The organism is Segatella maculosa DSM 19339 = JCM 15638 (assembly GCF_000382385.1).
Classification (GTDB): domain Bacteria; phylum Bacteroidota; class Bacteroidia; order Bacteroidales; family Bacteroidaceae; genus Prevotella; species Prevotella maculosa.
Genome location: NZ_KB908342.1, coordinates 16,737 through 30,311 on the forward strand (window position 1 = coordinate 16,737; position 13,575 = coordinate 30,311).

13 protein-coding genes are annotated in these 13,575 nt (G+C 40.7%); 8 read left to right on the top strand and 5 right to left on the bottom strand.

Going from position 1 to position 13,575, the window contains the following annotated elements; translation table 11 throughout:
• Genes mads5 through H164_RS0112810 form a run of 3 tightly spaced genes read right to left on the bottom strand, consistent with a single transcriptional unit; the run spans position 1 to position 3,679 of the window.
• Positions 1-1,410 (bottom strand): methylation-associated defense system restriction endonuclease subunit S MAD5, encoded by a 1,410-nt coding sequence (mads5, locus tag H164_RS0112800; protein WP_019968992.1) that lies wholly within the window; start codon positions 1,408-1,410, stop codon positions 1-3.
• Positions 1,407-3,434 carry a methylation-associated defense system DNA methyltransferase MAD2 gene (mads2, locus tag H164_RS0112805; RefSeq protein WP_019968993.1) on the bottom strand — a complete coding sequence of 676 codons (2,028 nt, stop codon included), beginning with the start codon at positions 3,432-3,434 and terminating at the stop codon, positions 1,407-1,409. Before mads2 ends, mads5 begins: the two co-directional genes overlap by 4 nt.
• Positions 3,435-3,448: 14 nt before the next feature.
• Entirely contained in the window at positions 3,449-3,679 is a 231-nt protein-coding gene (locus tag H164_RS0112810; protein WP_019968994.1) for a helix-turn-helix transcriptional regulator, read from the bottom strand.
• A gap of 780 nt (positions 3,680-4,459) precedes the next feature.
• Here H164_RS0112810 and H164_RS0112815 point away from each other — a divergent pair.
• From H164_RS0112815 to H164_RS0112840, 6 genes are all read left to right on the top strand, one after another.
• Entirely contained in the window at positions 4,460-4,768 is a 309-nt protein-coding gene (locus H164_RS0112815; protein ID WP_019968995.1) for a DUF3853 family protein, read from the top strand.
• Positions 4,765-5,817 (top strand): AAA family ATPase, encoded by a 1,053-nt coding sequence (locus H164_RS0112820; protein WP_019968996.1) that lies wholly within the window; start codon positions 4,765-4,767, stop codon positions 5,815-5,817. Before H164_RS0112815 ends, H164_RS0112820 begins: the two co-directional genes overlap by 4 nt.
• Positions 5,818-5,999: 182 nt before the next feature.
• On the top strand, positions 6,000-6,890 hold the full coding sequence (locus H164_RS0112825; protein WP_019968997.1) for a CHC2 zinc finger domain-containing protein: 891 nt from the start codon (positions 6,000-6,002) through the stop codon (positions 6,888-6,890).
• A gap of 102 nt (positions 6,891-6,992) precedes the next feature.
• Entirely contained in the window at positions 6,993-7,340 is a 348-nt protein-coding gene (locus tag H164_RS0112830; protein WP_019968998.1) for a plasmid mobilization protein, read from the top strand.
• Entirely contained in the window at positions 7,337-8,260 is a 924-nt protein-coding gene (locus tag H164_RS0112835; protein WP_019968999.1) for a relaxase/mobilization nuclease domain-containing protein, read from the top strand. Before H164_RS0112830 ends, H164_RS0112835 begins: the two co-directional genes overlap by 4 nt.
• 21 nt (positions 8,261-8,281) lie before the next feature.
• Positions 8,282-8,941 (top strand): hypothetical protein, encoded by a 660-nt coding sequence (locus tag H164_RS0112840; protein ID WP_019969000.1) that lies wholly within the window; start codon positions 8,282-8,284, stop codon positions 8,939-8,941.
• A 154-nt stretch (positions 8,942-9,095) separates the two neighbouring features.
• On the opposite strand, the gene H164_RS0112845 is transcribed toward H164_RS0112840, so the two are convergent.
• Together H164_RS0112845 and H164_RS0112850 are read right to left on the bottom strand one after the other, a co-directional pair.
• On the bottom strand, positions 9,096-10,379 hold the full coding sequence (locus H164_RS0112845; protein WP_025830328.1) for a PDDEXK nuclease domain-containing protein: 1,284 nt from the start codon (positions 10,377-10,379) through the stop codon (positions 9,096-9,098).
• Positions 10,380-10,391: 12 nt separating this feature from the next.
• Positions 10,392-11,681 carry a site-specific integrase gene (locus tag H164_RS0112850; protein WP_025830329.1) on the bottom strand — a complete coding sequence of 430 codons (1,290 nt, stop codon included), beginning with the start codon at positions 11,679-11,681 and terminating at the stop codon, positions 10,392-10,394.
• 483 nt (positions 11,682-12,164) lie between these two features.
• Between H164_RS0112850 and H164_RS0112855 the strand changes: the two genes are divergently transcribed.
• On the top strand, positions 12,165-13,397 hold the full coding sequence (locus H164_RS0112855; protein ID WP_019967932.1) for a site-specific integrase: 1,233 nt from the start codon (positions 12,165-12,167) through the stop codon (positions 13,395-13,397).
• Between the two features lie 25 nt (positions 13,398-13,422).
• A partial coding sequence (locus tag H164_RS15295) for a DUF1896 family protein (RefSeq protein WP_154652117.1) occupies positions 13,423-13,575 on the top strand: 153 nt, incomplete at its 3' end.

Consider the following 13,575-nt stretch of genomic DNA (forward strand, 5'->3'; position numbering starts at 1 on the left):
TTATTTATTCCACTTTTCTATTTCTTCTTCAATCATTCTGATGGCTTTTGCTTCATAAATGTTAGCCTTATGCCTTTTGGTATGTGCTATTTTTACTAATGAATCTATTTCCAACATACTTTCATTATCAATTATAGGAACCGGCTGTTTTAATAACATCTTTTGAATAGGACGGCAAAGTTTGGTACCAGCTTGTGTATGTCTAATCAATCGAAAACCATACTCGCTGTTAAGCCATGTGAATAAATACCCAGAAGGTATTGTACCATTGGTTTTCATTCGAATAAACTCACTAGAAACTAATTGACCAACTAAATCTTCATTTGCGAAAATAGTTCTACAGAAAGTTTCATTCTCTCCAAGTGTACCAACTCCAGCAATCATAACCTCACCATACTCAACCATGTTGTCAGTCTTTACCCCTCTTTTACTGATATGTTTGCCTTGTATAATCATGTCAAATATGTCTGACTGATTTATAAGCATGATTCCGTAATCGGGTTTCACCTCAACACGTGGAAAAGAACCAGTTGAAAAGAATTCTCCGTTTTCTATTACTTCCGAAAGGCAAAGAGTGGCGCAATTTATTTTCTTTTTCAAATTGCGAATTCTTTCAGAATAGTTAAAGGCATTAATTGTTAAAGTGGAAATATTCTTTTTGTTCCTAATAAATGTTGATAGTTTTCTACCCTTTACAGGAAGCCCATAGAAATCATAGTCTTCAACTGTGAGTTGAGGAAGATTCGCTTTTATATATAGAATCTTTTGAGCCTGTTTAAGCTCATCATCAGCTTCTTTTCTTAATTTTGCAGAATCCTGCATTAGTTTATCAACTTGACATTGTAAACAATTGGGGAAGTATGGTATTGGCAGTTCTTCTATGTATTTGGGCTCAATTGATTGTATTACACCTCCAAACATCCCTTGGGTCAGGAGAGAATAACCATAGTAAGAAGACATATAACTATACAAGCAACCTCCCTTCATCTTTCCATTTGGAACAACACGAATAACATGGTCAGATGCTAATTTACCAGCGTGTACTTCTGATGCATAAGCAGTCTTTCCAACAGTTCCAGACCTTGTTATAAGAGTCCATCCATATTTAATGACAAGCTCCTCAATATTTGAGGTTTTTTGGGGGGAAACCAGCTTGACACTATTAAAGTCAGCCTTCAATATTTCAGAACTACTAAGGAAAGGCAATCCTGCGTCTGTCTTTTTTACATATATACGCTTTGCCCTATTACCATAGAATATGTTTTCTGTAAATTCTCCAATATTTGTTATTCCATAAGGTGCAGAAAGAATAGTTCTACGTGTAGAGTTTCCTGAACTTAAATGATAGCTTGAATCTAATCTATATGAAACAGAGCGTATTTCTTTTGACGATACATTATGTGTTATCATATTTTTTCTGCTTTGAAATGTGTATATGCTTCTACTACTTTAGGAAGATCATCAGCTAAATGCTTTATTCTTTCTTTTCTTTGTTTAACGATTTCACGTCCATTATCTGCATACGAAAGCCATTTTTTTGTATGCTCAAAGAGGATTTCAGCACCGTCATCGTCCTTTTCATAAATAGGAACTCCACGACGATCTTTTCCTACCTTCTCAACTATAGCCATAAAGACATCATAATCCTCGTCCTCAATAGGAACGAGCATTTCATCATCTGTTTTTTTCTGGAGAAACAGCAAAGATGCTTGTACACCAACTTGTGGCAAGAAGGTTTCAACAGGTAAATCTACACTTGCAAGAAGCTTAAAGTGACGGAGAATCCATAGACGCACACTCTCCGTGTTCGGATTGCCAAGAATACCATCAGGCAAAACGATTGCCATCTTACCACCAGGCTTCAAGAAATTGTAACAAGCTTCAATGAAGAGTACTTCTGGAGCTTTGCTACCCAGTTCGTAACGTAGGGCAATCTCTTGGTCAACCTCAACTTTAGTACCGAATGGGGGATTTGTGAAAACCATATCGAACTTACCCTGTGCATTGTTTGCTGGTGTCTCAAAATGGAAGTCCTTATCTGCGCTATGCTGAATACTTTCGTTAACAGCTTCCGCGATTAGAGGGACATCAGGTTTGCTGCCAAAAGGATATTCGAGAGAGTTGATGTTATAGATGTTTGAGTGGCCATCACCAGCCATCACCATATTCATTCGTGCTGCCTTCTTCAAGTCTGGGTCGAAGTCAAAGCCAAAAATCATCTTTTCGGCATACTCACGCACAGCATCATCAACTTCTGGTGAGTTGTACTTAGCTTCAAGACGTATATTATCAAGTTCAGGATAAAGGTTCTTGGCAATCTTTCGACGAACATGGTCAAGTACCATTACAAGGAAACCTCCAGAACCACAAGCAGGGTCGAGTACACGGCAATTCTGGTCTGGGTCAAGCATCTCTACCATGCACTTGATAATATTACGTGGAGTAAAGAATTGACCAGCTTCCTGCTTCAAGGTATTGCTTACTATAGTCTCGTATGCAGTTCCTTTTACATCTACAGTTGCATCGAGGAAAGAGTATTTAGCAAGTTCAGATGCAACAAAAGCAAGACCACGGTTAGACAGCATAATCTGCTCATTGCCATCAAACACGTCCTTGAATATATTGCTTTCCTTCAAGTCTTCAAAAAGTCCCTTGATGCGTTCTGACACAGCAGCTTGTCCTTTTTCTGTGTTTTGTTCTTTTACACCCACCCAGAATCGGCGACGATAACTGATACCTTGCTTGGCATCAGAGAAACGACGCTTTTCATCATAGAGCTTACAGAAAATAAGGTTGAGGAGTTCCCAGAAAGCGGTCTTTTTCATTCCTTCATTGCCATAGATATAATCATGGCAACGTTTAAATGTCTTTACCAAAGACTCGTTGGCAGGTTTACGAGGCATGGCACGTTCACCTTGTGCTTCGAGATCTTCAATAGTCTGTCCTTCTGCAGGGAAATCAGAAATAGCCTCGCAAGTTACCTGGCCAAAGTCATCCTCATATGAATAAACATATTGAAGGTCTTCGCCATTTGTCCAGCAAGCAAAATCACAATCGGTAGAGCAGAGAATACCTTCGGTTGTTGCTTCAACGCCAGCTTTCTTGTCGTTAGGCTTCACCTTGGCATCTTTTGCTACAATAATGAAACGAATGAGTTCATCGACATCGTGAGCATGACCAGCATTGAAGATTGCCAAATCAACTTTCTGAGTCTTTGACTTATCCTCATTTGCGTCTTCATACTCAACCTTGAAGTTTCGTTCCATGTCCTCTGGAGCGAAGCCATACTCTTCGGTCATCATTGCAATCATAGACTGTAGGGTCATTTCTTTCACTGTGGCCTTCACCACACGATTTGTCAAAGAACAAACCATCTCGTTCTCCGCCAGTACTCTCTCGTTCTGAGAAGCTGCTGCATTGGATTCTTGTACCATAAACGTCGTTAAATTTACTTTCGGTAGATTACTATATTCTCTTCCCGTGTGGGAGTAAGCAACTCCCTTATATCAATTTCTAAGCACTCCGCAATTTGATATAGTGTCTCAATCCCAGGCTGTGCGATGTTCGTACACCACTTGCTCACTGTTGCAGGGTCTTTTCCCAATTGCTCTGCCAACCACTTGTTGGTTTTCTTTTTCTCTGCCAAAACAACTTTCAGTCGGTTGAAATTCTTATCCATGATTACTTATATTTGATGCTTATATTCTATATAATTATATAATGCAGATAGGCGTATTATATTGCCCTATACTTGCAATTTTAATTGCGTTTTATGCAAATTTAGTGATTTTATCAGCAATAACAAATTGCTTTGTTCGCTTTTTTATAGTCTTTTATGGCGTTTATGTTGATAAAATAGCAGTATTGCTCATTGAAAAATGAATTCTGGTATTTTTAGCATAGCATTTGCAACACCTATTTGTGTATAGCAAATAAAAGAAAATATTCCGCAAACAACGATAGTAGAGCTATGGTGGAGAGCCGCTGGTTGATGTGAGTTCAACGGCTGTCAAAAGCTTTTATATAAGCATTGGGTTACAATGCAAAATTGCAACTTTCCAAATATAGTTCATATTATTGCTATGCTCTTTCTTCTGTCCCATTAGATGATAATTTATCTTGGTATTGATGACAAAGTTATGAGCTTCTAATGTATAAAAAGAAGAAAACGGAACTTTCACGCTACTAAAAATAGTTTTTCCAGTGAGAGGAAGCCATAAGAAATCTCTTAAACAATCAATGATGATTAATTAACAACGTGCTTTTGTCCAAAACAGCCCACTTTTTGACTATGTGTTGAACGTTTTTGATAGTCGTTGATTTCCTTGCATTTCCTTATACTTCCCGCTATATCCCTGCCTCTTGGTAGAGTATCAAAAGCCATCTACTTTTGCATCGTCAGACCTGACTGAATGTCCTATGCGCAAGGGCGAGTTATTCATTTCAAAACAATTGAATTATGACGATAAACGAATTATTGGGAAAACCTGTTTGGCAGATGACAGGTGAAGAATTACTTTTCCTTGCACAACATGGTAATATTTCCACGAGTGGGGAATTGACAAAGGCTTCTTCCTCCAAAGAAGAAAAACGATATGTGTATGGATTGGCTGGTATAGCATATCTTTTCGGATGCAGCTTGCCCACAGCCAACCGTATCAAACAGAGTGGTAAAATCAATCGTGCCATTACACAAATCGGTCGTAAGATTATTGTTGATGCTGACCTTGCACTTGAATTGGCAGGGCGAAAGACAGGAGGACGATGATGAATACAACTGATTATGAAAACATTTGGCAAAAGTCGCTCATTCATGTAACCGATGAGTTTACGCTTCCTCCAGTTGTGCTGCAAGCAGGCGAAGCCATCATCGGCACGTTGGGCAATTTCAGTGTATCGACAGGCAAGGCGAAAGCTAAGAAGACTTTCAATGTGAGTGCTATCGTTGCAGCAGCCCTTATCAATGAGCAGGTGCTGGAATATCAAGCATCATTTCCTGAAAGTAAACGCACTATTCTTTACTTTGATACGGAACAAAGTCCTTATCATTGCCAACTAGTAATGCAACGCATTTTGAAATTGGCAAAACTACCAATAGACAAGGAACCACAGAATTTGAAGTTCAGTCATCTTAGGGCCATTGCTGATCCTAACGAGCGCAGAGAAATCATTCGTTATGCCATCTACAACACGCCCAACGTGGGTTTGGTGGTCATTGACGGCATCCGTGATTTGATGCTCGACATCAACAACTCAACGGAAGCAACCAAGTTGGTAGGTGATCTAATGCAGTGGACAAGTGAACAGAATATCCATATACAGACCGTGCTTCACCTCAACAAGGGCGACGACAACGCACGAGGACATATTGGGACGGAACTCAACAACAAGGCTGAAACAGTTCTTCAAATCACGAGGGATAACACTATGCCTGAACGCAGTATTGTTGCACCCTCCATTATTCGCTCCAAACCCTTTGAAAAGTTTGCCTTTAGGCTCCAAGAGGTTGAAGATGAGATTTGCATTCCCCAAATAGATTTCTCGTATTCCGACAATGAACGGAAGTCACATCGTTTCTCCTACCAAGAGTTAAGCACTAACGAACATCGAAAGGCGTTGGAACCAGTCTTCTCTACAAGCGAAATTTTGCCATATAGTAAACTTATCGTAGCTCTTAAAGAGGCTTATGCTAAGATTGTGGGGCTATCCTATGGGCAAACTAGACTCAAGGAACTTTTGCAATTCTTGCTCAACAAAAGCATAGTGGTTAAGGAAGAACGAGGAAAATATCGGCTCAGCCATAATTCTCTACAATAAAACCTTTGGTCGGACGGATACAGGCTATATATACCTGAACCAATCCGACCAAAGAGAAACAAACTTAGTCGGACGTAAAGGTGTGCCTATAGTGTACGACCGTCCGACCAATCCTAAAACCTTCAGCCTCCAAAAGAAAAAGGCTGAGAGTTATTCTTTTCAAACATCAAAACAAAATCACAATGGAAATACAAAATATCAAGCAAATCTCTATCACAGATTATTTGCAGCAACAGGGTTATTCACCTGCACGAGTACAAGGAATTCATTTTTGGTACTGCTCCCCACTTCGTAACGAAAGTACGCCATCATTCAAAGTAAATACAGAACGCAACCAATGGTATGACTTCGGAACTGGCGAACATGGAGATATTATAGACCTTATATGTATTTTACAGCATTGTACTATGTACGAAGCCATTGAATTGCTAATCGGTTCAAAACAAATAGTGCATCAAGATTTTTCTTTTGGCGGTGAAAGAAAAACCTCTAAGCCCAAGTTAGAAATCATATCTGTGCAATCACTTACCAATCCCTATTTGTTAGGTTACATCGCAGAGCGAGGGATATCTCTCAGCATCGCTAATCGACTCTGTTCTGAAATTCGATACAATAATGCCAATCGGACATACTATGCCATTGGATTGGCAAACGATGCTGGCGGTTGGGAAATTCGTAGTCCTTATTTCAAAGGCTGTATAGCTCCAAAAGCGATTACAACTATTAGTAAAGGCACAGACGTTTTACAAATCTTTGAAGGGTTTATGGATTTCCTGTCGTGGCAAACGCTAAAACCTTCTTCAACTTGCGACACCATAGTTCTTAACTCTCTGGCTCTTTTGCCACGTATTCAAGAGAAGCTAAAAGGCTACAAGCAAGTTGAGAGTTTTCAGGACAATGATGAAGCAGGGCGAAAATCGTTTGAAGTTTTGAAGCGGCTTTGCCCATCTATCATAGATGGTTCTGTTCGCTATCGAACTCACAAAGATCTCAACGAATGGCTTGTTTCTCAGTCCAAAGTGAAAGAGAAACAGCCGTTATTACTGACCACGAAACGTGGCATCAGAAGATAGCGTGTATCTGGGAAGCAAGTTTGTGTTTTGAGTATCTCAAAACCTACTTGCTCCCGCCATTGGGAGGTAAAAATCCCGTTGGTCTCATCAAAAAATAAAAATATGGGACAGAAGAATAAAGGTGGACGACCCACCAAGACTTTATCAGAGAAACGAAAATACCAAGTACTTCTACGGCTCAACACCATGGAGTACTACACTCTGTTGGGCAAAGCGCGCGAGGTATCCATCACTCGCACTGAGTTTTTGCGACAACTCATCACCAAAGCAGAGATAAAGAGTCGTATCAAACCCGAAGATATGCAACTCATCCGTACGGTTTCAGGCATGGCAAACAATCTAAATCAGATAGCCCATCAACTCAATGCCTTTGGCATTTATGCACTCAATGAAGACTTGAATGCACTCAAAGTCCTCATTCATGAACTCATCAAACGCTTGAAACCATGATAGCCAAGATTATCAAAGGCGCAGACTTCGGAGGAGTTATCAATTATATGCTCAGCAAACAGGAAGGAAAAGCTAAGGTTTTAGCGAGTAATAACATTGGTTTTATCGACCAAAACCTATGCGCCGACGAGTTCACTCTTCAAGCCTCTATGCGCCCCAACGTGCAGAAGCCCGTTTGCCATACGATACTCTCGTTCTCTGCCAGCGATGCCGAGCGACTGACAGATGATGTGATGGTGAAGATTGCCAATGAGTATTTAGAGAAAATGAGCTACGGGAACACGCAGAGCCTTATAGTAAGGCACAGCGACCGCCAGCATCCGCACTTGCACATTTGTATCAACCGCATCGGCAATGATGGCAAGACCATCAGCGACCGCAATGAGAAATACCGCTCTACGAAGATTTGCCGAGAACTAACCGAGCGTTATGGTTTAACCCTTGGTGAAGGTAAAAAGGCAGTAAATCGCCACCGACTGCGAGGTGAAGACAAGTTGCGCTATGAGATATTCGATGCAATCAAAGCAGTTTTGCCCAAATCGAACAATTGGAAAGACTTTGTCACAGATTTAAACAAGCAAGGCATTGCCACTCGTTTCAAGACAAAAGGCAATACGGATGTTGTGCAAGGTGTCATCTTCGAGAAGGACGGTTGCAGTTTCAGTGGCTCAAAGATAGACCGCTCCTGTTCTTTCTCTCGCCTCAATGCAGAGATAGAGCGAAACATTCAGCAGGCGCAGCAACATCTATCGAAAGAGCCAATGGCACATTCGATAGATGAGAGCGGATTTGCAAGCGACTTATCCGATGCACTTGACGAAATCTTTACGATGCCGATGCCAAGTGGAGGTATAGATGTTGATGAACTTCGCTTTCAAAAGAAGCTTCGTAATGGAGCCAACCACAAACGTAGAATTTAATCATCAAAAAATGATATCAGTATGAACAATGAAACGGCACCAATCCTCGACTTTCTCGAAGAACTCAAACAAGAATGCAAATCCATCAGTAAGGCACAAGCAGAACTACGCACCACGCTTGCAGAACAGCCTGCCAACTCAACAGCAGCGCGCACTACAACACAAGAAACCGTGCAAATCCATCTCTCGAAAGAAACTCAAGCCAAAATCAAGGAGCATCAACTTTTTGTTTTGGAGGCACTATCAGAGTCGATCAAGAAGCTCGACCCAAAATTTGAAGCCTTGCAGCAACTCATCAAAGAGCAGCAAAAGCCCGTAGAATATAAGAACTACTCGCTCTTTGCAAGTGTGCATTTAGCCGAGCGCATGTTACTCTTGTTAGTCTGTGGACTGGTCATGATAAGTTGCTGGTTCTTCAGTATGGGAGCAAACCAACTGCAAACCGCCTCCGATTACGACCTCCGTTATCGCTATCTGCGAATGCAAGGCAAAGCTACCAAAAAAGATTTTGACTACCTTGACAGCATTTTTATCACACATCGTAATCCCAAAGCCATCCAGCAAATGCAGCAGAAGGTTATTGATTATAAACAAGCCCTGCAACGGCAAGCAGAGTTGTTGTTGCAACAAGAACGTATCAAACAGGAACAAAGAAAACTTAAGAGGCAGTTGAGAAAATAGCAAACACTCCAAGAAATTGTTTAGTATAGTTTCTTGGAGTGTCTTCGTTTAGTAGTTAGTTTTTATGCTTGTAGGTAAACTAATAGTTTACTACTGAGTAAAAAATTAAACCTTTAATCCTCTTTTTGATTAATTACTAACGAATATAGATATTTCATCTTTCGCCATCTTGCTCTATTATCTTCGACAACTCTTCCTCAACTTCTTCCACCGTAGGCAGAGACGACTTCAAATCATCAGGTATAGCCTTTGTCAGTTGATAATCACTGACACCAATAGGCTGATCATAGCCAGAAAGAGCATATTGTGCCACCACTTTATCTCCGCCATTGCAGAGGAGCAAGCCAATGGTCTTGTTGTCGTGTTCGCCACGAAGGGTATCGTCCACAACATTGATATAGAAGTTCAGTTGCCCCATATATTCTGGTTTAAAAGGTGTAGCTTTTAGTTCGATAACCACGTATGCATGCAGTTGGATGTTATAGAGGATGAGGTCGGCATAGAAATCAGAATCGCCTACTTCAAAATGCTTCTGCTGTGCCACAAATGCAAAGCCACTGCCCATTTCCAAAAGATATTTGGTGATATGAGATACCAATTGTTGTTCAAGGTCTCGTTCTGCCATTTTATCTGTTTGCCCCATCAAATCAAAGATATAAGGGTCTTTCATCAGATAGTTGGCAAGGTCGCTTTGCGGTTTGGGCAATCGTGCCGAGAAGTTACTCACTTTCTTTGCCGTGACCTGTCGAGCGAAAAGATTGGTATCAATCTGCACCTGCAGAACATTGCGACTCCATCCATTAGCAACTGCTTGCGAAATGTACCAATAGCACTCGCCCAATGGAAGCTTACTATTAAGCAGAATTACATGGCTCGCCCAGTTGGTGCGAACTATGGCAGAATGCTTGAAGATTTCCTCTATCTGACTGATGTCGCAGTGATAGATTGCTGACAATGTTTCAGTAACTTCTTCTAATTGTGCAACAGGCTGTTGCGTAATTGTATTCGATTGATTTTCTGTGGCTTGAATTAGTGCAACAGGTTGTTGCACAATTTGATTGAGTTCGTTTGTCAGACTTAAAACCTTCTCTACAGTAGGAGTTGTGAGTAAGCTATCTATCCTGTCCATCTCTTTCAGCACTTCCAACGGATAAGCACTGGCAAACTGGCACATATAGAAGATATTTCTGCGAGAATACCCTTTCTTATCTGGATATTTTGAGCGTATCGCCTTGGATAGGTTGTCAATCACTTTGCTTCCCCAACCTTCTTTCTTTTGGAGGTAGAGAATAAAGTGCCCTACTTTCCAATAGTGGAAAAGCATGTCTGCGTTTGCAGAGGCTATTAAGCGTACTTGTGTATGCTCAAGATCAGTACCGATGGCTCGTACAACGGGATCTAAATCTTGGTGATCTGTTTTATTTATTTCTTGGCTCATATCGTTTTAGCGTTATAACTGATTGAATTTACTCATGGCATTCGCTTTGATGTCGTCTGCAATGTCTATGTATGGCTTCATAGCCTTGTAATCACTATGCCCTGTCCATTTCATCACAACTTGCGGAGGAATTCCCAATGCAAGGGCATTACAGATGAATGTTCTACGACCAGCATGTGTGCCGAGTAGGGCATACTTTGGGGTAACCTCATCAATGCGCTCATTACCTCTGTAATAAGTTTGGCGTACTGGTTCATCGATACCTGCCAATTCTGCCAGTTCTTTGAGATAATCATTCATTTTCTGATTGGTAATGACAGGCAACACCTTATCATCTTCAAATGCCACGTCCTTGTATTTGTCAAGTATCGCTTTGCTGTGGTTGTTCAGTTCGATAATCAAACTATCAGAAGTCTTGACAGTTGTAACCTCTATGTGGTCGCCCTTTATATCACTTCTGCGAAGATTGAACACGTCGGAATAACGCAAACCTGTGAAGCATTGAAATAGAAAAACATCACGCACTCGGTCTAAGGCTTGCTTGGTAGTAGGTATTTCGAACTCTCGGAGTTTGTTCAGTTCCTCCCATGTGAGGAAAATGATTTTCTTCTGTGTACTTTTAAGTTTGGGCTTATAGCTGTCATAGGCATTGTTCTGATGCACACCTTTCTTGAATGCCCAGCGTAAAAACCATTTCAAGAAACTAAGTTGCTTGCCTATGGTAGAATTACGCATTTCCTTTACATCACGGAGATAAGTAACATAATTATTCAGCCCCCTCTCATCAAAGAAATCAAATGTAAGTTCATCTCGAAAGTTCATCAGATGATTTTTCACCGCAGCAAACTTCTCGTAGGTGGAATCCGTCCAATCATTTTGCCGTCCACAATCTCGCACAAATTCATCAAACACTTTGTAAAAAGTGTTAGGCATTGATTTTCTCGGTTTGACTTCTTCCTCAATAGGTTTGTGCAGCGCATTGAATGCCTCTTTTATTTGTTCCTGTGTGGGCATTATTTCTTCCACTTCAAACTTCTTGAAGATGTCCTGTATTTCTGTATAGTAGCCCAAGAGTGAAGCATTGATTTCAGAAGCCGATTGTTTCAGTTTGTTGCTACAACCATTCTTTACACGTTGCTTATCTGCATCCCACTTGGCAGCATCGATGCGATAGCCTGTCGTGAACTCAATCCGCTTGGAAGCGAAATTGACACGCATACGGATAGGCACATTCTCAACAATGAGAACACCGTCCTTCTTCCTACTTTCCAACGTGAAGATAATGTTTCGTTTGATGTTCATGCTTTTGGGCGTATAGATTTCTGCACCCAAAATTACACCCAAATTTTGATATTACCAAAGATTTTCCATGAAATCTTATTTTATTAACATTCTGTATAAATCTCTATTATACAACAGATTGAACATTTATGATACTATTTGAAGGTTCAAGAGAAAGAGCCTCTCTCTCCGCTAATAGGCTTCAAAAGGACTTCACAAGAGTCTTCATTTTAGCCTTCAAAAATTAGCTAATCGTTGTAAAATCAGGTTTTTACAACGATTTTTCTTTGTATATACCTCCATTGCCTGACGGCATAACCCTATGTTTTGACAATCATCATTCGGTCAATTTCTGCTACACTTACTGCTACACAAAAATCGTAGCAGCAAAAAATGTAGCAGTGACGGGATTTTGAATACCATATTGACGGCATCAACTCTTTCTTTTCCAACGTATTAAGTATTAACTTTGCAGCCGAGTGCTACACAAAAGAATGATGCATTATGAGAACAACTTTCAAGGTGTCCTTCTACCTACGCTCAAACTATGAGAACAAAGAAGGAAAGTCGCCTGTAATGCTCCGTGTATTCCTTAACGGAGAGATGGCAAATTTCGGATCTACGAAAATCTTCGTGGACAAGACAGTATGGAACAATGCCACAAGTCGGCTCAAAGGTCGGACGGCTGAAGCTTTATCCGCCAATGCCGCATTGGATTCTATTTCTGCTACACTGAATAACATCTATCACAAATTTGAGGATGACTCTTCCATGTCATTGGAGAAAATCCGATCTTATTTTGTGGGAAAAGACAGGGAGTATACAACTTTCCTCCCTGTATTCGACAGATTCAACGAAGACATCAGGCAACGCGTCGGACACACTATCAGCAAAGACAGCCTACAAAAGTACAGCGTTTTAAGAAGACATTTCTCAGAATTCCTTATTCATAAGTATGGAAGAAAGGATGTAGGACTGACAGAGTTCACACCATCCGTGGTACAGGATTTTGAGTTATATCTGAGTACAGTGGCAGGTTGCGCTTACAACACATCAGTCAAGAAGATGAAGGCACTCAAGACCGTAACTATCTATGCGCAAAAACGTGGTTATCTTCTTCACGACCCCTTCCTCAATCATCGTTTTCACTTGGAGCCTGTCAATCGAGGTTTTCTCACGGATGAGGAGATTATGAAGATAGCCAACAAGGAAATTGCTATTCAACGCTTGGAGTTAGTAAGGGATGTTTTCATCTTTTCATGTTTCACAGGTCTGGCATATATTGATGTTTCCAATCTCACACCAGACAATATCGTAACACTTGATGATAAGCAGTGGATTATGACCAAGAGACAGAAAACAAATGTGGAGACAAATGTTTTATTGCTTGACATTCCCAAGAGTATCATTGCCAAGTACAGTCATAAGACCTATCGGGACGGCAAACTATTTCCCATCCTAACGAATCAGAAAACCAACGCATATTTGAAAGAAATTGCCGACCTTTGCGGTGTCAAGAAGAATCTGACCTTTCATCTTGCCCGGCATACATTTGCGACCATGTCGCTCAGCAAGGGTGTTCCTATGGAAAGTGTGTCGAAGATGCTAGGACATACCAACATTAAAACGACACAAATTTATGCCCGTATAACCAATAAGAAGATAGAACACGATATGGAACAGTTGGCTGGCAAGTTAGACAAGTTCAATGTTGCTATGGGCATCAACTCAAAATAATGTACAACCCTAAACCAAGAAGATTATGACAACTAAGAAAGAACTATCCTACTTCCGTCTGAAGTTAGAGAACTACCTCAGTGAGCATTTCCCCGAAATGCTGAGTGACAAACCATTCATAACGGCAAGAGCCGACGAAGCTCTTACCACCTACTGCGATGCAGTGGCACAAGGCTTC